Origin of the sequence: Streptomyces sp. PTY087I2, from assembly GCF_001687325.1 — a bacterium.
GTDB lineage: Bacteria > Actinomycetota > Actinomycetes > Streptomycetales > Streptomycetaceae > Streptomyces.
This window is the reverse complement of the sequence record NZ_LZRD01000001.1, coordinates 69,491-89,701: the sequence shown is the minus strand read 5'-3', so window position 1 is coordinate 89,701 and position 20,211 is coordinate 69,491. Positions and strand designations below refer to the sequence as shown.

Sequence of the window (20,211 nt, the reverse complement as noted above, 5' to 3'; positions counted from 1 at the left end):
ATCATTCATGCATAAAAGCTGATATTCCACATAGGCTGGGTGGGTGAGTGCCGAACCGACCGCGAGCCCGCTCGGACCCGTGCGGGGCCCCAGGCCCCCGCGCCGGTTCGGCCGTCTCGTGCCGGTGCTCGCCTTCCTGCTGGCGGTCCTGTGCGTGAGCACGGTCGCGCTGACCGCGACCGTCCGCTCCACGGTCGCCTCGCCCGGCTTCTACCAGGCGGTGCTGGACGAGGAGTCGGCCTACGACCGTCTCTACAGCGAGGTGCTCGTCGACCCGGAGATCTCGCCCGTCACCCGCGATCTGCTCGCCCATCTGCCCGTGCCCGAGGCGCTGGTGACGTCGAACATCAAGGTCGTGCTGCCGCCCGCCACGGTCCGGGCCCTCACCGACCAGCAGATCGAGGCGGTGACCGGCTATCTGCGCGGTGACCGCGACGAACTCCGGCTGACCGTCGACCTGACCCCGGTGCTGGAGAACCTCGCCGACCTCGCACGCGTCTACTTCGGCGACCTGGTGGCCAATGTCCAGGGCAAGGACCAGCCCGACTTCGAACGGTTCACCGCCGACCTGGCCGCCGGGCTCGACGAACTCAAGGAGGGCCGGGCCCCCGAACTGCCCAGGCTGCCCCTCACCGAGGACCAGGCCGACCGCGCCGCCGACGCCCTCCTCACGACGGTGCCGGAGGAGCAGCGGACGGCGCTGCGCCCCGAGATCGAGGTGGCGCTGGGCGAGGGGGACGTGTCGACCGCGCTCGCCGCCACGGCCGCCGCCGCGCTCTCCGACGGCTCCCGCAGCGCGGCCGCCGACCTCCGCGCCACCCTCCAGGACGGTACGTGGGACCTCACCGGCACCCTGACCGCCGCCGGGGCGGACCTCACCGCCCTCGACGAGGCACGCGCCACCATCAGGCTCCTGACCTTCCTCCAGGTCCTCGCCCTCACCCTCGCGCTCGCCGCCCTCGCGACCCTCTGGTTCACCGGCCCCGCCGCCCCGGCCCGCAGGCTGATGCGGCTCGGGCAGGCGCTCGCCTGCGCGGGCGTCCTGACCGCCGCAGTCGTGCTCCTGGCCCGGCTGATCACCGGCGGACGTCTGCTCACCACCCCGTCCTCGTGGGCCCCGAGCGTCACCGCGCTCGTCGACGACCTCCAGCGCACCGCCGTGAACCAGGCGATGACCACCGGCCTCGGCGCAGCCCTCGCGGCCCTCGTCGGCGGCGTACTCCTCACGGGCGCGGGCTGGGCGCTGCTGGTGCGGCCCGACCGGATGCCGACACCGACCCCGACGGCCGTGCGGACGACGGCGGCGGGCGTGGCCTGTGCCGCGCTGGCCGGCGTCCTGGTCGTACCACCCGTGTTCGGCCCGTCCGCGCCCCGCCAGTGCCTGGGCGGCAGCCGTCTGTGCGACCTGCGCTACGACGAAGCCGCCTACCTCACCTCGCACAACGCCATGTCCACCACCGCCGACCGGTTCATCGGCCCCCTCCAGGACCCCGACATCACCACCCAGCTCAACACGGGGGTCCGGGCCCTCCAGCTCGACACGTACCGCTGGGAGAGCCCCCAGGACATCGCCGCACGGCTCGACTCCCCCGAGTTCACCCCCGAGCAGCGGCGCCTGATCACCGGCGCCATCGACAAGGTCAATCCGCCCCGCGAGGGCCTCTGGCTCTGCCACGGCGTCTGCCGCGCCGGGGCCATCGAACTGGTCCCGGCCCTGGAGGACATCGGCGACTGGCTGCGCGCCCACCCCACCGAGATCGTGACGCTCATCGTCCAGGACGACATCAGCCCCGAGGACACCGAGCAGGCGTTCCACGCGGCCGGCCTGGACGACCTTCTGCACAGCCCCGACCCGGACCCGGACGCCCCGTGGCCCACCCTGGAGGAGATGATCGACAGCGGCCGCAGGCTGGTGGTGTTCGCCGAGAAGGCCGACGGCCCGGCCCCCTGGTACCGCAACTTCTACCGGTACGGCATGGAGACCCCGTTCGCCTTCCGGAACCCCTCCGAGATGACCTGCGCCCCCCACCGGGGCGGCACGGGGAAGCAGCTCTTCCTGCTCAACCACTTCATCACGAACGCCGGCGGCAGCCGCCTGGACGCCGGCCGTGTCAACGCCCGCGACTGGGTCCTGGAGCGGACCCGGGCCTGCGAGGAGGAGCGCGGCAGCCCGGTCACCTTCATCGCCGTCGACTACACGACGATCGGCGACGCGCTCGGAGCGGTGAACGAACTGAACTCCCGCCGTACGCAGGACGACTGACGGCTCGGCACCCGCCCGTCAGCACTCCCGGCCCCGGCCGACGCGGCCGCACCGGAAACCCCGGGAGAGCCGGGAGGGGAGCGTGAGAGGCTACGTCTCCAGGGGCTCCCCACCGTGCGGACGGAGCCGGACGACTGCCGACAGATCAGGAACTCAGCGCCCATGACTCCTCCGAGCGACCCGGCACCGCACGGTGCCCCCGCCGCCGTACCGCCCCCCGGCGACGGATCCCGACCGCAGGGCCGGGGCCGTCTGCTGGCCGTGAGCGACCTGCACGCGGCGGTGACCGACAACCGGCCGATCGTCGAGTCCCTGCACCCGACGTCCGAGGAGGACTGGCTGATCGTCGCGGGCGACGTCGCGGAGCGCCCCGAGGAGATCCGGTGGGCGCTCGGGCTCCTCGCCGAACGCTTCGCCCAGGTGATCTGGACCCCCGGCAACCACGAGCTGTGGACTGTGCCCAAGGACCCGGTGCAACTGCGCGGCCAGGCCCGCTACGACCACCTCGTCGAACTGTGCCGGGAACTCGGGGTGACCACTCCGGAGGACCCCTTCCCGATCTGGCCGGGCCCCGACGGGCCGGTGGCGATCGCGCCCCTCTTCCTCCTGTACGACTACACCTTCCGCGCCCCCGGAACGCACACGAAGGAGGAGTCCCTCGCCGTCGCCCACGAGAGCGGCATCGTCTGCAACGACGAGTACCTCCTGCACCCCGACCCCTATCCGGCCCGGGAGGACTGGTGCCGCGCCCGGGTCGCCGAGACCGCCCGCCGGCTCGCGGAGCACGACCAGCGGATACCCCTCGTCCTCGCCGGACACTGGCCGCTCGTCCGCGAACCCACGTCGGTGATGTGGTACCCGGAGTTCGCCCAGTGGTGCGGCACCGAACTGACCGCCGACTGGCACCGCCGCTTCAACGTCACCGCCGTCGTCTACGGCCACCTCCACATCCCCCGTACGACCTGGTACGACGGGGTGCGCTTCGAGGAGGTCTCCATCGGCTACCCCAGGGAGTGGCGCAAGCGGGGTCACCCGCGCGGCCTGCTCCGGCAGATCCTCCCGTACGACGGTGAGCCCGCCCCACCGGAACGGACCGGGGCCGGACCGTCGGCACAGCCGAGCACCCCCGGAGGCACCTCGTGATCGAGCTGCTGCTGCCCGCCGACGTCTCCTCGGCGGCCACCCGCGCGGAGACCGTCCCGGACGGAACCCTCTTCCCCGAGGAGGAGGCGCTGATCGCCAAGAGCGTGGCCAAACGCAGGAACGATTTCGCGACGGCCCGCGCCTGCGCCCGTCGCGCCATGGCCGGACTCGGCCTGCCACCCGTGGCCGTACTCCACGGTCACCGGGGAAGACCCCTGTGGCCCGAGGGAATCGTCGGCACCCTCACCCACTGCGCCGGATACCGGGCGGCCGCGCTGGCCCGCGCGAAGGACGTGCTGTCGCTGGGCATCGACGCGGAGCCGCACGCCCCGCTCCCCACCGGCGTACGGGAGTTGGTGACCCTGCCCGCCGAACGCGAGCGGATCGGTCCGCCCGCGCCGGAGGGCACGGGCGAAATCCACTGGGACCGCATCCTGTTCAGCGCCAAGGAGAGCGTCTTCAAGACCTGGTACCCGGTCACCGGTGTCGAACTCGACTTCACCGAGGCGGAACTGACGTTCCATCGCACGGACGCCCCGGGAAGCGGTGGCGGGGCTGAGGGCTCTGCCGCCGCCGAGGGCACGTTCACCGCCCGTCTGCTGCTCACCGATCCGGCCCTGCCGACGACGCTGCACGGGCGGTGGCGGGTCGAGGACGAGATCGTCGCCACGGCGGTGCTGGTCAGGCCTGACTGGCAGGAGAGAGAAGGATCTTGACAGTCAGTTAGCTACGCGGGGCGCGAAGGGCTGTGGGGGTGCGGTCAGCCGCCCGGTGAGGGCCGGGCCGTGGTGGTCAGTCGGCCGGGGGAGCGGTGAGGGGGCGTCCGAGCCCCACGTTCCACCGGCCGGAGCGCCCGCTGAGTTCGGTCAGCGTCAGCGGGGCGACGTCCAGCCGCCAGAACGCCTCCGCCGGCAGCCGCAGGCCGTGGACGACCGCCGCCCGGACTACCGCGGCCTCGGTCACCGCCAGGACTCTCCCGCCAGATGCGTCCGGTCTGCCGAGGGAGTCCAGCCACGCTCCGACCCGTTCGACCAGGTCGCGCAGGGACTCGCCGCCGTGCGGAGCCGCCGACGAGTCGCCGAGCCAGGCGGCGACCTCCGCGGGTTCGGCGGCGGCCACTTCGTCGAGGCGGCGGCCGGCCCAGCCCGCCAGGTCCCAGCCGGCCAGGGCCAGTTCGGTGCGGGCCGCCAGGCCGAGGGCCACGGCGGTTTCGCGGCACCGGCCGGAGGTGCCGCTGAGAGTGAGCCCGGCCGTCGGCACCGCACCGGCGGCGGCCCGCGCACGCTCCCGGCCGGACCGGTCGAGAGGGGAGTCCCCGTCGAAGCGCGCCTCCCGGAGCGCCGCGTTCATCGCCGGTGAGATCAACATCACCCGTACTGTCATGTCCCTGCTTTCCCTCCCGTATCAGGGGGCCCAATGCCCTGTCGCCCCAAGGAATCCGCCCTCCGGGGCGCCGCACATTCGACCATGGCGGTGCCTGCGTACAGGCGGTATGGTCACGTCGACCATGACGAGGGTGGCACGGAAGTCCGGTGGGAATCCGGCACGGTCGCGCCACTGTGAAGCCGCCTTCGGGCGGTAAGTCAGACCCGGCACCTTCGTCTGAGGCACCACGACAGGGACGCGTGTTCCCACAGGAGGTTCTGCCATGGCACAGTCCGCCGTTTCCGCCACGGGGACATCCGAGATCACTCCGATCTCGGCGAAGGCCCTTGCCCCGTGGGCGGTCTTCTTCGGCATTCTCATGCTCGTCCTGCTGTACTTCGTCGGCGCCGAACAGGGCGCCACCGCACTCATCTCGGGCGAAGGCGTCCACGAGTGGGTTCACGACGGCCGCCACCTGCTCGGCTTCCCCTGCCACTGACACACCTGAGTAACCAGGGCACCGAGGAACACATCCGCCGGGGGGACCGGCGGACGCGGCAAGCAAGAGAAATCAGGAAACCATCGTGAACTCCATATCTGTCAGAGCCCTGCTCGTGCGCGGCATGCTCGCGGGTCTGATCGCGGGCGCGCTCGCGCTCGTCGTCGCCTACTTCCTCGGCGAGTCCCAGGTGGACGCGGCCATCGCCCTCGAAGAGGCCCACAGCCATGACCACGGCGGCGGCGAGGAACTGGTCAGCCGCACCATGCAGGCCACCGGCGGACTCGCCACCGGCGTCCTGGTCTTCGGCGTCGCGGTGGGCGGGATCGCCGCCCTCGTGTTCTGTTACGCCCTCGGCCGCATCGGCAACTTCGGCCCCCGTGCCACGGCGGCGCTGATCGCGGGAGCCGCCCTGCTCACGGTCTACGTCGTGCCGTTCCTCAAGTACCCGGCGAACCCGCCCGCCGTCGGCAACCCGGACACCATCGGCAAGCGCACCACCCTGTTCTTCCTGATGGTCGCCCTCGGCGTGCTGCTGGCCGTCGCCGCCGTCATCATCGGCAAGCGGCTCGCCCCCCGCCTGGGCAACTGGAACGCGAGCATCGCGGCCGTCGCCGGCTTCGTCCTGCTGATCGGACTCGCCTACGCCTTCCTGCCCTCCTTCGACGAGGTGGGCAAGGACTTCCCGGCGACCCTGCTGTGGCAGTTCCGGCTCTCGACGCTGGCGGTCCAGGCGACGCTGTGGACCACCTTCGGCCTCGTCTTCGGCTATCTCACCGAGCGGCTTCTGACGCCCGCTGCCCGCGAGGCGGCACCGCGTACCGCGAGTGCGGTGAGCTGAGCCGTACCGACGCACGCCGCACGACAGAACCCGCCGGGGAGCATCCGGCGGGTTCTGTCGTGTGCGGGCGGGCCCGGGGCGGGTAACGATGACGGGTAGCGATGCTTATTAACGTCGCTACGATCGAGAGGTAGCGTCGCTATCGTATTGGTGTTAGCGTTGATGTCATCGGGTTTCACGGAACGGCCGCGACCCCCGTCGCCAGGAGCGAAGCCATGACCGAACAGTCCACAGCAGCATCGACATCCGCCCCTCGCCGGGTGGCCGTGGTCACCGGAGGATCCCGGGGCATCGGCCGCGAGAGCGCCGAACGCCTCGCCGCCGACGGCTTCGCGGTCGTCGTGAACTACGCGGGCAACCGGACCGAGGCGGAAGCCGCCGTCGCCGCCATCACCGCCGCGGGCGGCGAGGCGATCGCCCGGCAGGCGGACGTGGCCGACGAGGTGGCGGTCGCCGCGCTCTTCGACGCCGCCGAGGAGGCGTTCGGCGGCATCGACGTGGTGGTGCACGCGGCGGGCGTCATGGCGCTCGCCCCGCTGGCCGAGCTCGAACTCGACACGCTCGACCGGATGCACCGCACCAACATCCGGGGCACGTTCGTCGTCGACCAGCAGGCGGCGCGGCGGCTGCGCGCGGGCGGGGCCATCATCAACTTCTCCAGCTCGGTGCTGTCGCTGTCCCTGCCCGGATACACCGCGTACGCCGCGACCAAGGGCGCCGTCGAGGCCATGACTCTGATCCTCGCCCGGGAGCTGCGCGGCCGGGACATCACGGTCAACGCCGTGGCGCCGGGGCCGACCGCCACCGCGCTCTTCCTGGACGGCAAGGACGAGGAGACCGTCGCGCGGATGGCAGCCCAGCCGCCGCTGGAGCGGCTGGGGACCCCGCAGGACATAGCCGAGGTGGTGTCCTTCCTCGCGGGTCCGGCCCGCTGGGTCAACGGGCAGGTGCTGCGGGCCAACGGCGGCATCGTCTGAGGGCCGCCGTGCCGCTTGATAGCGTCCGTCCGGTGAGCACGAGTACCCGGACACGCATCCTGGAAGTGGCCGCCACCCTGGTCAGGGAATCGCCCGACGGCGACATCTCCACGCGCGCCGTGTGCGAGGCGGCGAAGGTGGGCGCGCCGGCCCTCTACCGTCACTTCGGCGACAAGGAAGGACTGCTGTCGGCCGTCGTCGACCACGGCTTCGAGAAGTACCTGGCGACGAAGAGGGAGCGCGGCGAGACGACGGACGCCGTGGAGGACCTGCGGCGGGGGTGGGACAGTCACGTCGCCTTCGCCCTCGACAACCGCAATCTCTACCGGCTGATGAACTCGCCGGCGATGCGCACGCCACCTGCCGCCGCCCTGGAGTCCCACCGGATCCTGACCGGGGACCTCGAACGGGCCGCCGCCCAGGGCCGGATACGCGTCGCGCCCGAGCTGGCCGCCCAGATGATCATGTCGGCCAATGTGGGGGTGGCGCTGATGCTGGTGTCCCGTCCGGCGACGTTCGACGACATCGAGGTGTCCCACCGGGTACGGGACGCGCTGTACGCGACGGTGCTCACGCCCGAACTGCCGCCGGAGGAGTCGCCGGGCGCACCGGCGGACGCCGAAGTCCCCACGGCGGCGGCCCGGCTGAGCGCCCTGCTGCGGAAGGAGCACGGGGCGGGCCTGAGCACCGCCGAGGCGGCGCTCATGAAGGAGTGGCTCGACAGGGTGGCGAACGCCCGCCCGGAGACCTGACCCGAGGCGTCGGGCCCGGGGGCTTCGGGGTCCTGACATCAAGGGGTGGGGGACGGGGAGGGGGCATCCTGGTCGCGCAGGCCGTTCTCCATACGGCGGGCTGCGTTTCTGATGATCCGTTCGAGGTTCTTCCGCACCTCGCGTTCCGTGCTGCCGTGCGGTGCGTACGCGGACACCGTGAGCACCAGGTCGCCGTTCCACAGGAGGAGGGTGCGGCCGGGGCGGCCCCGGTCGTCGGCCGGTAGCGCGTAGGCGGTGTCGTGCACCTTCTCGGGACCGCGCCCGTGAGCGCGGTCGAGGTCCTGCTTGACGCGGTACGCGTGACGGGCGGGCTCGGGGTCCTCGTACACCCTGGCCGTGGCGCTGAGCTTCCAGAACGTGCCGTCCGAGCCCTTGAGATCCGCGAGACAGCCGGTCTGCCGGTAGCGCGGCCGTGCGCCGTCCTTGCCGACGTCCTCGCGGATGTCGGGGGAGGCGGAGTCCGTGGTGCTGCCGAGGCTGAACCCCTCGGCGGGCGGTGCGTCAGTGAGGAGGTCGCACGGTCTGCCGGTCCAGCTGTGGACCCCCGGCGGACGGGCGATCGGCTCTGCCCCCGCCTCCCCGTTCGTCCCGTCGCCGCCGGAGCAGCCTGCCGAGGCCGCCACCGCCAGCCCGATGAGCGCGGCCGACCGCGCCCGGCGTAACGCGGCGCTCCTGGATCCGGTCATCCCCCACCCCTTCGTTCCGAAGATCCCATTGTCCGATGCTCGTACCGACGGGTAAAGGAGGCCGGGCCCGCACCGAAGGGTGCGGGCCCGGCAGGTGGCGCGGGGTGGCGGCTCAGGAGCGGTCGGTTCCGGGACCGAAGTCACCGGTGAGGGCCGCGGCCATCCGCAGGTGCGGCGCCGCGTCACCGCTGCGCCCCTGGCGCTCCAGCGTCCGGCCCAGCATGAGGTGCGCGTACGTCTCCACCGGGTCGAGCTCCAGAACCCTCCGCAGCTCCTGCTCGGCCTTTCCCAGCCGGGCGGAGTGGTAGTAGGAGCGGGCCAGCAGCAGCCTCGGGGCGACCTGCTCCGGCGCCTCCTCGACAAGTCCGCCCAGGATCCGCGCCGCCGTCAGGTACTCCTTCGCCTCGAAGAACATCTGCGCCCGGTCCCACCGGTCGGCGGCGGTGCCGAACTCGTAGTAGGTCTCGGTCTCGCTCACCTGTCCTCCTTCGTGTGGTGCGGTCCGTCTCCGGACCGCCCGCCGTACGTTCAGCCATGAGAACACCCCACACTGGTTGAACATTCCACTAATATTCCGGCGTGGGGCCCGGTGGTCCACGCCTCTACGGGAATAGGTTGAGCGCCATGAGCAATCTCGATCGCCAGGCCGTGCCCTCTGTCTGCGGAGGGCGGGGTTTCGTCGTCGCCGAGCCCGTCCGTGAGTTGCTGGCTCCCCGCCGCGTCCAGCTGGGCGAGTCCACCGAGGTCCGCCGCCTGCTGCCCAACCTCGGCCGGCGCATGGTGGGCGCGTGGGCCTTCGTGGACCACTACGGCCCCGACGACATCGCCGACGAACCGGGCATGCAGGTCCCGCCGCATCCGCACATGGGGCTCCAGACCGTCAGCTGGCTCCACGAGGGTGAGGTGCTGCACCGGGACAGCCTCGGCAGTCTCCAGACGGTACGCCCCCGGGAGCTGGCCCTGATGACCTCGGGCCGCGCCATCAGCCACTCCGAGGAGAGCCCGAAGGAACACGCCCGGCTTCTGCACGGAGCGCAGCTCTGGGTGGCTCTTCCGGACGCCCACCGCCACGTCGAGCCGCACTTCCAGCACCATGCGGACCTGCCCGTCGTCACCGCCCCCGGCCTCTCCGCCACCGTCATCCTCGGCGAACTGGACGGGGCGGCCTCGCCCGGTACGGCGTACACACCGATCGTCGGCGCCGACCTGTCCCTGACCGGCGGCGCCGAGGCCCGTCTGCCCCTGGACCCCGACTTCGAGTACGCGGTCCTGTCCATGTCGGGCGAGGCCGAGGTCGACGGCGTACCCGTGCTGCCGGGATCGATGCTCTACCTCGGCTGCGGCCGCACCGAACTGCCGCTGCGCGCCGTCTCCGACGCCGGTCTGATGCTCCTGGGCGGCGAGCCGTTCGAGGAGGAGCTGGTGATGTTCTGGAACTGGATCGGCCGCTCCCAGGAGGAGATCGAACAGGCGCGAAAAGACTGGGAGGAGGGCTCTCGGTTCGGCGAGGTGCGGGGCTACGACGGCGCTCGCCTGCCCGCCCCGGAGCTTCCCGCCACTCCGCTGAAGCCGCGCGGACGGGTGCGCTGACCTGGGGGAACCCATTTCTCGAGTTGGTCGTGCTCCCGGTGACGGCCACCACGCCGGAACTCCGGTACGCATCCTGCCCTGTGCTCGGACTCGGAGGTCTGCCGGCTTCGAGGTGAGACGTGTCGAGTCCCACGTCTGAGCTTGTGCGTCAGGGTGCGATCGGATCGATGCTGACCTTTCGCTGACCTTTCCTGACGACTGGTCAGGTGCTCCTGGTCGCTGTCTGCCGTCCGGGTGCCGCGGCAATTCGCCCCTCGGTCTGCCGGTGTCGGCCAGGATCCTGGCGCAGGCGCGCTGCGCACCCTCACCAGGTTGAGTCAACGGTCACTTCTGCCGCTTCGCCGTTTCCATACAACGTATGGTAACAATGAGGGGACGTTCCGAGTGAAGGAGAAAACCGTGACAGAGAAGATCAAGGGCGGCTCCGGAGCCGCGTCGGTGGATGTCGTGATCGTCGGTGCGGGCTTCGCCGGCTTGACTGCCGCAGAGCGGCTTGTGGACATGGGCGTATCCGTCCTGGTCCTCGAAGGTCGGGACCGGGTCGGTGGCCGTTCGTTCTCAGGTGAGGTGGCCGGGGTGAAGGTCGACCTCGGGGCGACGTGGGTCGCCGAACGCCACACCGCGGTCCTCGACCTCGCGAAGCGGCTGGGGTGCTCCACGACCGGCCAGTTCCACGAAGGACTCAACGTCCTGTGGATGGCCGGGCAGCGTCGCACCTGGACGGGCACCATGCCGACGGTCGACCCCGTGGACCTGGAGAACCTGGGCCGCGTCCAGGCGGCGATGGACGAGCTCCTTGCGACCATCGACGTCGACGCCGCCTGGAACTCCCCCGACGCCGAGAAGCTCGACTCGATCTCGTTCGGCGAGTGGCTCGACCAGCAGCAGGCGGCGCCCAGCACCCGCGCGTTGATGACCATCGCCAGCAAGGTGCAGTGGGGCTGCAACCCGGGAGAGGTGTCGCTGCTGCACGTACTGCGCTACATCCAGGCCGTCGGAGGGCTCGACCACATGCTCGCCGTCGAAGGCGGGCAGCAGCAGGACCGCATCACCGAGACCACTCAGGAGATCGCCAACCGGCTCGCCGAGAAGCTCGGCGACAGGGTCGTTCTGGACACCCGTGTCCGCCAGATCTCCCAGGACGACGACGGCGTCACGGTCCACACCGACTCGGCGGTCATCAGCGCCAAGTACGTCATCGTCACCGCGGCCCCCGAGCACCGTTCCTCCATCGAGTTCCTCCCGGCCCTGCCGGAAAAGACCGAGGGGCTCACAAGGACGTGGCCCATGGGTGCGCTGAGCAAAGCGTTCGTCGCCTACGACAAGCCCTTCTGGCGGGCCGAGGGGCTCTCGGGTGAGGCACTGATGGACACCGGGACGGCGTTCATCACCTTCGACGTGACGCCGGACAACGGACCGGGCATCCTGATGGTCTTCTGCGCCCCCCGTGTGTACGACGGCTTCGACCCGGAAACCCGACGCAGCCGAGTCGTCCAGCAGCTGGTCGACCTGTACGGTCCCCAGGCGGCCAACCCCATCGACTACGTGGACCATTGCTGGGGCGCGGAGCCGTTCGCCCCCGGTGGCCCCCACCCCGCTGTGGGCCCCTACGCGGTCACGAGCTACGGCAGCGCCCTCACCGAGCCCCACGGGCGTGTCCACTGGTCCGGCACCGAAACCGCAGGCGAGTGGGTCGGAACCCTGAACGGCGCTGTCCTGACGGGTCTGCGCACCGCCGAGCAGGTCGCTCAGCGACTCGGCGTCGAAGGAGCCTCCGAGTAGGACTCCCCGGCACCCCGGCGGCCCCGGTCCGCACGTTGACGGCCGCCCTGTGACGCGAGCCAGCTGTCAGGGCCGAGAGCGGCAGTGGCCGTGGCGATCAGGGCTGCCGTCCCTGCCCGGGGGCTGCCGGCGCCAGGAAAGACCCGGCTCACAGACCGGCGTCCCGGCCGTCGCCCTCGCCGGCCAGCCGGTTCTCCAGACCCGTGATCAACGTGTCCGTCATGAGACGGAACATGTGATCCAGGTCAGGACCGTCAGGCGCCCCATCCGCGGATTCGGGGGTCGCGTCCCCGGCGCCGTCCGCGCGACCGTCGGAACGGCCTGGCTCGAGGGCTGACCACCGACGGAGCGAGCCGTTGAGTTCGGCGCCGAGGACACCGATGACGACGGCGGCCAACAGCGCCGCGGTCTTCGAGACTTCCGGCCGCGGAACTCCGGCAGCCTCCACGGACTCGGTGAGCGCGATCCAGAACGGATCGTCGGAGTGCAGGAAGTCGGGCTGACGGCTGAACGAGTAAGCCATCAACTTGGGGTGACGGTGCGCCAGGGACCGGAGGTCTGCTGCGAGCAGGCGGAGACGCTCCTGCCAAGGAGCGTCCTCAGGCGTGGCGGTACGGAACTGGGCCCCGACCATCCTTGTCACGCCTCGCGTGACGGCATCCTTGTTCGCCACGTGGTGGTACAGCGACATGGGGTTCGCGTCGAGCTCGGTGGCGAGTTTGCGCATGGTGAGCGCCTCGACGCCGTCCGCGTCGATCAGCCGCAGGGCGGCCGAGTAGATCCCGCCCTCGCTCAGGGGCACGTCCCTCTTCCTCGTCCCCCGTGCAGGCCGCCTCGTCTTCTTCTCCATACGTCGTAGGGTAGCCATGCCGTACGGCATGGGCTTCTTCAAGGTGTCGCGGTCGGCCGGGGCTTGGCCGAGGGAGACCGGGTAGTCCGAGGCTGCCGGCGCGGGCGATGGGCAAGCGCGGCGAAAACGGGAAGCGCGCGTACCAGTGTGTCGCGCACGGGGCATCGGCCCTCGGTGGCCTGCCTCTCGTACGATCACGCTCTGTGCCCGGTCCCTTCGCGGGGTGAGTGGTTGCCCCGGGCGCGTGGGACGATCGAGAGGAGGCACTGCCGGTGCATTCATGGCTCTCCGAGCGCCGCAGGTCCGCGGTGAGTACGGTCGTCGGCTTCTGTGTTGCCGGGCTCCTCGGCCTGCTGGGGGTTGCCGCGCCGGGTCTGGTGTCCGTCTCCAGCGCCGACCTGGGGGTGGTGGCGCTCTTCGCCTACCTGCTGTGCTACCTGGTGGTCACGCTGAGAGCCTTCTCGGCCGCGCCGCCGGAACGGGTCCGGCTGTGGGCCCGGCGGGAGGCGCGGGGCACCGTGCTTCAGCGCTATTTCCTGGGAACCGCGCCGGGGCCGGGAGTGTCGGTTCTCATCGCGTCGGCGGCGCTTGTGGTGTCGGCGGTCTGGCGTCCCGGGCATCTGGGTTCCGCTTTCCCGGCGACGGTGCGGGTGCTGATGGCGCTCGGCCTCGTCGTCGTCGCCTGGATCTGCGTCCTGGCCGCTTTCGCGGTCGCGTTCCATGCCGACAACCTCGTGGAGGACGAGGCGGCGCTGGACTTCCCGGGTGAGAAGACAGGTGAGAAGACAGCGGCCTGGACCGACTACGTGTACTTCGCCCTGTCGGTCATGACCACGTTCGGCACGACGGACGTCACGGTGATGTCGCGGGAGATGCGCCGGACGGTGTCGGCCAACGCGACCATCGCGTTCGTCTTCAACACGGTGATCGTGGCCGGCATGGTCGCGACGCTGGACAGTGGGCAGGGTGCCTGACAGGTGCCGTTGACCCCGGGCGGCGGGGGCGGTGGCCGGGGCCAACGGCGCTGGGTGGGGTGAGCCGGCCTCCGCCCTTCCCGCTCAGGGGATGAGTACGAGGCGGATCGGGTCTCCGGTCTTCTTCTCCAGCTGGGCGACGGCGTCCGCCGCCTCGGCCAAGGGGATGTGGGCGCTGATGGAGGGGCCGAGGTCGATCCGCCCGGTGGCGGCCAGTCCGACGAGCTGCTCCACGTGCTCCGGCTCGGAGCCGTAGTGTCCGCGGATCTGCTGGACGTTGAAGCAGAAGTCGATGCTGTCGGCGACGGTGACCGGCTCCGGGGTGAGGCCGGCGAGCACCAGGACGCCGTTCGGGCCGAGGACCGTGGTGGCCTGGGCGCGGGCCGCTCCGACGCCCGCGAAGTCGAAGGCGACGTCGATGCCCCGGCCTGCCGTGGCCTCGCGTACTGCCTCGGTGAAATCTCCGGCCATGGGGTCGAGCGCGTAGTCGGCGCCGAAGAGGAGGGCACGCCTGCGTGCCGAGGGCAGCGGGTCGACGGCGATGACGGGGGCGGCGCCGACCAGGCGGGCCAGCCGGATGCCGTGGGCGCCGAGACCTCCGGCGCCCCAGATGCCGACGGCCTGCGCGGGGCGGACCGCGCCCGTGTCCACGATCGCGGCGTACGGGGTGGAGACGGCGTCGGGAATGATCGCGGCCTGGTCGAAGGGCAGGCGGTCCGGTACGGGGAGCAGGGTGTCCTCCCGCGCGAGGGCGTACTGCGCCCAGCCCCCGTCGTAGTCCACTCCTCGGGTCAGGGGCTGCCGGCAGGTCATGTGGCGCAGGCAGTCGGCGCAGTCGCCACAGGCCTGGCCGGCCTGGAGCACGACCCGCCGGCCGGGGGTCCAGCCGCCCTTCACGTCGGGGCCGACGGTGTGGACGACGCCGGCCACCTCGTGGCCGGGGGTGATTGCGCCGGAGGCCTTGACGGCGTCCACGGGGTAGAAGGGGCTCAGGCTGCCGTCGATGAGATGGATGTCGGACAGGCAGACGCCGGCGGCCCGCACTTCGACGAGGATCTCGCCCGGGCCGGGGACCGGGATCGGGACCTCCTCGACGGCGAAGGTACGGGTGTCCAGGCGCAGCCGTCCGGCCAGCATGGTGTTCATGCGGAAACCTCGATGGATTCGGTGAGAAGAGCGCACGCAGCTGGGGCGCTCGGGATGGTCGATCGACCATGTCGCTTAACCGTGTCGAGTGACAATGTCGCCTGTCAAGCAGCTGCTGCCAGGACGTTCTCGGAGGGTCGCGAGTTCCTGAGTATGACTGTGTTGATCAATACAGTCGCTCGACATGTTCACCTGACACAGTCGCGTGTAAGTTGATGGGCGACTGCTGGAGTGCAACGAAAGGCACGCTCATGACTCAGGTGTCCGTAAGCGCGGCGCGGGCGATCCCCGAGCGCCCCCCGCTGCCCCTCGTAGGCCACGCGTTCAACGTTCCGGCGGGCGCGGACTTCCTGGCCTACCTGCTGAAGGAGTTCAGGGAGTTCGGGCCCGTGTACCGGCTGCGGCTCTTCGGGAGGGACACCGTCATGGTCGGCGGTCTGGACCTTGTGACCGAACTGTCGGACGAGACCCGCTTCCGCAAGCACGTCCACACCGACCTGGTCGAGGTCCGGGCGTTGGCCGGGGACGGTCTGTTCACCGCCTACAACCACGAACCGAACTGGCGCAAGGCCCACGACATCCTGATGCCCGCGTTCTCGCTCGGCGCGATGCGCAGCTACCACGACCCCATGCTCAAGGTCGCCCGCTCGCTGATCGGCAAGTGGGACCGGCTGGCCGGGGTGCAGACGGTGGACGTGCCCGACGAGATGACCCGGCTGACCTTCGACACGATCGGCCTGTGCGGCTTCGGCTACGACTTCCAGTCCTTCCGCCGTGACGACCTGCACCCGTTCGTCGAGGCGATGGCCCGGGCTCTCGTCTTCGCCCAGGAGAAGGGCGAGTCCATCCCGGGCTCCGAGCTGTTCAAGAGGAAGAAGGTCGAGCAGTTCCGCGCGGACGTCGGCCTGATGACGGACCTCGTCGACGATGTGATCAGGGAGCGCCGCGCCTCCGGCGACACCGGTACGGACGACCTGATGGGGCTGATGCTGCACACCAAGGATCCGGCCACCGGCGAACCGCTGGACGACGTCAACATCCGCCACCAGGTGATCACCTTCCTGATCGCCGGCCACGAGACCACCAGCAGCTCGCTCTCCTTCGCTCTGTATTACCTGACCAAGCACCCCGAGGTGCTCTCCCGGGCCCAGGCCGAGGTGGACGCCCTCTGGGGTGACACCGACTCCCCGGACCCCCAGTACGGCGACATCGGCAAGCTCACCTACATCCGCCAGATCCTCAACGAGAGCCTGCGGCTGTGGCCGACGGCTCCCGCGTACGCCGTCGAGCCGATCGAGGACACCGTCATCGGCGGCACGTACCCCGTGCGCAAGGGCGAGTCGCTGATGGTGATCAACTCGGCCCTGCATCGTGACGCCGCCTGGGGGGAGAACGTCGAGCTGTTCGATCCCGAGCGCTTCACCCCCGAGCGGGAGGCGGCCCGCTCGGTCCACGCCTTCAAGCCGTTCGGCAACGGCGAACGGGCCTGCATCGGGCGCCAGTTCGCGCTGCACGAGGCCACCCTGCTGCTCGGCCTGCTGGTGCACCGCTACCGCCTGATCGACCACACCGACTACCAGCTGAAGATCAAGTCGACCCTGACCATCAAGCCCGACGGGTTCAGCCTGCGGATCGCCCGCCGTACCAGCGACGAACGGCGCCTGCCCACCGCGGCGGCGGCGGACCCCGCCGCGGGCCGGACCGCTGCCGTGACGCGCCGGGCGAGCGGGACCGCGCTGACCCTGCTGCACGGCTCCAACCTCGGCACTTGCGCCGGCCTCGCCCGCGATCTGGGCACGGACGGCGAGGAGCACGGTTTCGCCCCGACCGTCACCTCCCTCGACCGGTACACGGAGAGACTGGCCGGTGCCAAGGGCCCCGTCGTCATCGTCGCCGCCTCCTACAACGGCCGACCCACCGACGATGCCGCCGAGTTCGTCGCCCGGCTGGAGAAGCTTGCCCCCGGCTCGCTCGCCGGGCTGCGGTACGCCGTCCTCGGTGTCGGCGACCGCAACTGGGCAGCCACCTACCAGCGCATCCCCACCCTGATCGACGAGCGTCTGACCGCTGCCGGCGCCGTCCCGCTCCTGGAGCGCGGGAGCGCCGACGCCTCCGGCGACTTCGGCGGAGCGGTCGACCAGTGGACGGAGAACCTCTGGAAGGTGCTCCTGGACGAGTACGGCGAGGCGATCGCCGGTGAAGCGGCCGATGTCACGCCGGAGGTCGAAGGGGAAGGGCTGTACGAGCTGGAGGACACCTCGGAGTCGGTCCTCGGTCCTCTGGCCGAGCGTCACGGTGTTCAGCCGATGAAGGTTCTCGAAGCGTACGAACTCGTCGACACGGACCACGAACTGGGCCGCTCCAAGCGGTTCCTGAGGATCGGGCTGCCCGAAGGCGTCTCCTATCGGACCGCCGACCATCTGGCCGTCCTGCCCAGCAACCCCGAGGCGCTCGTTCAGCGCGTGGCCGACCGCTTCGGCCTCGACCTGGACCGCACCGTACGGCTGCGCGCCCGCCGCCGGAGCCGGGCCGCCCTGCCCGTCGACCGGCCGCTGACCCTGCGCCGCCTCCTCACCGACTTCGTCGAACTCCAGGACGCGGCCACCCAGGAGCAGGTCGCCGTGCTCGCCGAGCACACCGCCTGCCCGCCCGAGAAGCAGCCGCTCACCGCCTTCGCCACCGCCGATCCCGAGACCTTCCGGGAACAGGTGACCGCCGCGGGCCTCAGCATCCTGAACCTCCTGGAGCGCTACCGCGCGTGCGAGTTGCCCTTCGAACGCTTCCTGGAGCTGCTCCCGGTACTGCGTCCCCGGCACTACTCGATCTCGTCGTCCGCCGCGGCCCGGCCCGGCGAGGCCGACCTGATGGTGTCGCTGCTCGCCGCGCCCCACCGGTCGGGGGAGGACACCTTCCGGGGGATCGCCTCGCACTTCCTACAGACCGTGAACGCGGGTGACGTGATCCAGGCCCGGGTCCTGCCGTGCAGCGATGCCTTCCGCCTCCCCGAGGACACTTCCGTACCGGTGATCCTGGTCAGCGCGGGCACCGGCCTCGCACCCTTCCGCGGCGCCGTCCTCGATCGCCACCACACCGGCTCGACCGGGACCCTGCTCTGCTACTTCGGCTGCGACCACCCCGACGTGGACTTCCTGCACCGGGAGGAGTTCGAGGCGGCCGAGTCGGCCGGGGCCGTCAGCATGCGCCCCACCTTCATGCACGCGCCCGAGAACGGCGCCCGCTTCGTCCAGGAGCGCATCGCCCGCGAGAGCGAGGAGGTGTGGTCGGTCCTGGAGGCGGGCGGACGCGTCTACATCTGCGGTGACGGCCGCCGTATGGCCCCGGCCGTACGGGAAGCCTTCATGGCGATCTACCGTGAGCGGACCGGCGCGAGCGATGAGCAGGCCGTGGCATGGCTGGGCGAACTCGTCGAGTCCGGACGCTACGTCGAGGACGTCTGGGCCGGCTGATCTTCCGGAGCAGGCAAACACGTTGTGGGCGCACCCGGAATGGTGCGCCCACGAACGTGTCCGCGTCGCGTCAGGCCGTCGGCACGTCCGGGAGTTCGAGGTCCCCCTTCGCCAGCGCCACGGTCGCGGCCACGAGTGCCCTGAGACCCGTCCGCTCTGCGGCTTCGTCGGGCAGGGCCACAAGGACCTGCATGGTGAGCCCGTCGAAGCCGGAGAGGAAGAACCGGGCCACCGTTTCAGGAGACTCGGCCAGCTTCTGCCCCGTCCTCTTCGCCGTCTCGGTGATCACCTGTGCGGTCACCTCTATGACCCGCTGGTAGTGGCCCTGCCGGGCCTCGTTGAGGCCGGGCACACGCAGGGCGAACATGGTCAGCTCAATGAGCAACTGGTGGTGCGACGTCGGCTCGCGCACGGTTCCCCACAGGGACTGCGCGAAGGCGATGATGGTCTCCTCGAAGCCCGCGTCCTCCGGCGCTGCGCGCTTCACATGCGCGACCAGATCGTCGGTGATCTGGTCCATGACCGCGCGGTAGAGGTCCTCCTTCGAGCCGAAGATGTAGTGGACGGTGGTCTGGGCGACACCGAGCTCCGCGGCGATGGCACGGGTGCTCCCCGCGGCCACACCCTCCCGGGTCATGAGATCGATGGCCGCCTTGATCAACTGAGGGCGGCGCTCCGCCGCGGAAACATGAGCCATGAGATCACTATATCGACTCAGTCGCTCGACACAGTCGGATCCCTCAGCCCCCGGCCTGAGAGCCCGGTGACTGGGCGCCACGCCAGGCTGATGATGAGAATGGGATGGCCCCCCACCTTTGAGGAGAGGGCCATGGACAGGACACGAAAGGCACGGTCGTGGGCATGGCCGGCCGCCCGGCTGCTCGCGCGGTGCGCCGTGGTGGCGGCCACCGCCGCCATGCTCGTGCTGCTGCTCGCGCTGGGCGCGGGCGGACTGCTCGTGGTGGTGGTCGGGCTTTTCGGGCTGGCGATCTGCGCCGCAGGCATCTGGTGGTCCGTGGCCCGGCGCGGTCCGGTGCGGTTGCTCGGCGCAACCATTTCGCCATGGATCTCGGCCTCGACCGCTCCGACCCGGCTCGCTGCCTCGATGCCTTGACCGACGGCGAGGAGATCCGGGTCGATCTCGGTGACGTCTCCGGGCGTCCTTTCGTCAACACGGTGTCCTTCGGCGTGTACGCGGACATCGTGCAGAGCCCGGAGTACCGCGAAGACAAGACGGGCACCGCCCTGAAGCTGATGCCGGACCTCCTCACCAGGCCGGGCGCGCGACGACTCGATGCGTGCGTGGACGGGGCCTGGCTCGCCGACCAGCAGGCGCTGTTGCTCAGCAACAACCCGTACATCTCGCCCGACGAACTGAGCGGCGCCGGGCGCCGGCCCGTGCTCGACGACGGCGAACCGGGTGTCATCGGGCTCGGAGTGGAGAAAGCGGCACAGGCGGCAGAGCTGGCCCTATGGGGCTCACAGGCGCCGGGGCTCACCGTGGCGACCGCGCGGCGGGTCGAGGTGACGGCGGGGGGACCGCGGCACCCGGTGACGGCGGGAGGGGAGGAGGCGCGGCTTCCGGTGGCGGTCGACGGGGAGGCGCTGTGGCTGCGCACACCGGTCGTGTGCACGGTACGGTCCCGCGTGCTGCGCGTGCTGCTGCCACGCGAGCGCCACGGTGAGCCGCCTCCAGCGCCTCCTGTCGACTGGCGGAAACTGCTCGCCCTTGCGTTCGGTCCCGCCCAACACGCGGAATCCGGTGAGAGCCACACCTGATGGCCGTCCCGTCCCTGTCGTCCCCGGTGACACCCGCGCCTCGCTCCGACGATGCACGAGCCCCCGACCAGGGTGC

Annotated in this window: 19 protein-coding genes and 1 riboswitch; of the genes, 13 read left to right on the top strand and 6 right to left on the bottom strand. The window is 70.8% G+C overall.

The genetic code is table 11. The features are described 5' to 3' along the window. The first annotated feature begins 43 nt into the window (after positions 1-43). The 3 genes from A3Q37_RS00370 to A3Q37_RS00360 all read left to right on the top strand — a co-directional run bounded on the left by A3Q37_RS00370 (position 44) and on the right by A3Q37_RS00360 (position 4,122). The gene (locus tag A3Q37_RS00370; RefSeq protein ID WP_065475780.1) at positions 44-2,263 is read left to right on the top strand and encodes a hypothetical protein; all 2,220 of its coding nucleotides are present in this window, start codon (positions 44-46) and stop codon (positions 2,261-2,263) included. Between the two features lie 162 nt (positions 2,264-2,425). Further along, entirely contained in the window at positions 2,426-3,406 is a 981-nt protein-coding gene (locus tag A3Q37_RS00365; protein ID WP_065475777.1) for a metallophosphoesterase, read from the top strand. After that, complete coding sequence (locus A3Q37_RS00360; RefSeq protein WP_065475774.1) at positions 3,403-4,122, top strand: 4'-phosphopantetheinyl transferase; 720 nt, start codon at positions 3,403-3,405, stop codon at positions 4,120-4,122. The genes A3Q37_RS00365 and A3Q37_RS00360 overlap by 4 nt, the downstream gene beginning before the upstream one ends. A gap of 76 nt (positions 4,123-4,198) precedes the next feature. Here A3Q37_RS00360 and A3Q37_RS00355 read toward each other — a convergent pair whose 3' ends face one another. Beyond that, positions 4,199-4,789, bottom strand: coding sequence for a histidine phosphatase family protein (locus tag A3Q37_RS00355; protein WP_065475771.1), 591 nt, complete (start codon positions 4,787-4,789; stop codon positions 4,199-4,201). Positions 4,790-4,902: 113 nt separating this feature from the next. Further along, positions 4,903-5,039, top strand: a riboswitch (adenosylcobalamin (AdoCbl) riboswitch). Between the two features lie 15 nt (positions 5,040-5,054). Between A3Q37_RS00355 and A3Q37_RS00350 the strand changes: the two genes are divergently transcribed. From A3Q37_RS00350 to A3Q37_RS00335, 4 genes are all read left to right on the top strand, one after another. Further along, positions 5,055-5,270, top strand: coding sequence for a CbtB domain-containing protein (locus A3Q37_RS00350; protein ID WP_030717040.1), 216 nt, complete (start codon positions 5,055-5,057; stop codon positions 5,268-5,270). 85 nt (positions 5,271-5,355) lie between these two features. Further along, a complete protein-coding gene (locus A3Q37_RS00345) occupies positions 5,356-6,111 on the top strand; it encodes a CbtA family protein (protein WP_079137584.1) in 756 nt (251 codons plus the stop codon). 215 nt (positions 6,112-6,326) lie between these two features. Beyond that, positions 6,327-7,088: an SDR family oxidoreductase gene (locus A3Q37_RS00340; protein ID WP_065475765.1), complete on the top strand. Its 762-nt coding sequence runs from the start codon at positions 6,327-6,329 to the stop codon at positions 7,086-7,088. Positions 7,089-7,120: 32 nt separating this feature from the next. Continuing rightward, complete coding sequence (locus A3Q37_RS00335) at positions 7,121-7,840, top strand: TetR/AcrR family transcriptional regulator (protein WP_065475762.1); 720 nt, start codon at positions 7,121-7,123, stop codon at positions 7,838-7,840. Positions 7,841-7,878: 38 nt separating this feature from the next. Here the strand turns inward: A3Q37_RS00335 and A3Q37_RS00330 are convergent, their stop codons facing one another. Next, the gene (locus A3Q37_RS00330) at positions 7,879-8,547 is read right to left on the bottom strand and encodes a hypothetical protein (protein ID WP_065475758.1); all 669 of its coding nucleotides are present in this window, start codon (positions 8,545-8,547) and stop codon (positions 7,879-7,881) included. A gap of 112 nt (positions 8,548-8,659) precedes the next feature. Continuing rightward, positions 8,660-9,025, bottom strand: a complete 366-nt coding sequence (locus A3Q37_RS00325; protein ID WP_065475755.1) for a M48 family metallopeptidase — start codon at positions 9,023-9,025, stop codon at positions 8,660-8,662. A gap of 146 nt (positions 9,026-9,171) precedes the next feature. Here A3Q37_RS00325 and A3Q37_RS00320 point away from each other — a divergent pair, with 146 nt between their 5' ends. Together A3Q37_RS00320 and A3Q37_RS00315 are read left to right on the top strand one after the other, a co-directional pair. Further along, the gene (locus A3Q37_RS00320; RefSeq protein ID WP_065475752.1) at positions 9,172-10,137 is read left to right on the top strand and encodes a pirin family protein; all 966 of its coding nucleotides are present in this window, start codon (positions 9,172-9,174) and stop codon (positions 10,135-10,137) included. Between the two features lie 399 nt (positions 10,138-10,536). Then, positions 10,537-11,919 (top strand): flavin monoamine oxidase family protein, encoded by a 1,383-nt coding sequence (locus A3Q37_RS00315; protein ID WP_065475750.1) that lies wholly within the window; start codon positions 10,537-10,539, stop codon positions 11,917-11,919. 148 nt (positions 11,920-12,067) lie between these two features. Here A3Q37_RS00315 and A3Q37_RS00310 read toward each other — a convergent pair whose 3' ends face one another. Continuing rightward, complete coding sequence (locus tag A3Q37_RS00310; RefSeq protein WP_065475747.1) at positions 12,068-12,721, bottom strand: TetR/AcrR family transcriptional regulator; 654 nt, start codon at positions 12,719-12,721, stop codon at positions 12,068-12,070. 320 nt (positions 12,722-13,041) lie between these two features. Here A3Q37_RS00310 and A3Q37_RS00305 point away from each other — a divergent pair, with 320 nt between their 5' ends. Further along, positions 13,042-13,743 (top strand): DUF1345 domain-containing protein, encoded by a 702-nt coding sequence (locus tag A3Q37_RS00305; RefSeq protein WP_065475744.1) that lies wholly within the window; start codon positions 13,042-13,044, stop codon positions 13,741-13,743. A gap of 84 nt (positions 13,744-13,827) precedes the next feature. Here A3Q37_RS00305 and A3Q37_RS00300 read toward each other — a convergent pair whose 3' ends face one another. Next, a complete protein-coding gene (locus tag A3Q37_RS00300; protein WP_065475739.1) occupies positions 13,828-14,889 on the bottom strand; it encodes a zinc-binding dehydrogenase in 1,062 nt (353 codons plus the stop codon). 251 nt (positions 14,890-15,140) lie between these two features. On the opposite strand from A3Q37_RS00300, the gene A3Q37_RS00295 reads away from it, so the two are divergent. Further along, entirely contained in the window at positions 15,141-18,356 is a 3,216-nt protein-coding gene (locus A3Q37_RS00295; protein WP_065475735.1) for a bifunctional cytochrome P450/NADPH--P450 reductase, read from the top strand. A gap of 70 nt (positions 18,357-18,426) precedes the next feature. On the opposite strand, the gene A3Q37_RS00290 is transcribed toward A3Q37_RS00295, so the two are convergent. Beyond that, the gene (locus A3Q37_RS00290) at positions 18,427-19,053 is read right to left on the bottom strand and encodes a TetR/AcrR family transcriptional regulator (RefSeq protein ID WP_065475732.1); all 627 of its coding nucleotides are present in this window, start codon (positions 19,051-19,053) and stop codon (positions 18,427-18,429) included. A gap of 132 nt (positions 19,054-19,185) precedes the next feature. Between A3Q37_RS00290 and A3Q37_RS37520 the strand changes: the two genes are divergently transcribed. Next, positions 19,186-19,470 carry a hypothetical protein gene (locus A3Q37_RS37520; RefSeq protein ID WP_255311684.1) on the top strand — a complete coding sequence of 95 codons (285 nt, stop codon included), beginning with the start codon at positions 19,186-19,188 and terminating at the stop codon, positions 19,468-19,470. Beyond that, complete coding sequence (locus tag A3Q37_RS36740) at positions 19,419-20,135, top strand: diacylglycerol kinase family protein (RefSeq protein WP_255311683.1); 717 nt, start codon at positions 19,419-19,421, stop codon at positions 20,133-20,135. The genes A3Q37_RS37520 and A3Q37_RS36740 overlap by 52 nt, the downstream gene beginning before the upstream one ends. Positions 20,136-20,211: the final 76 nt, after the last annotated feature.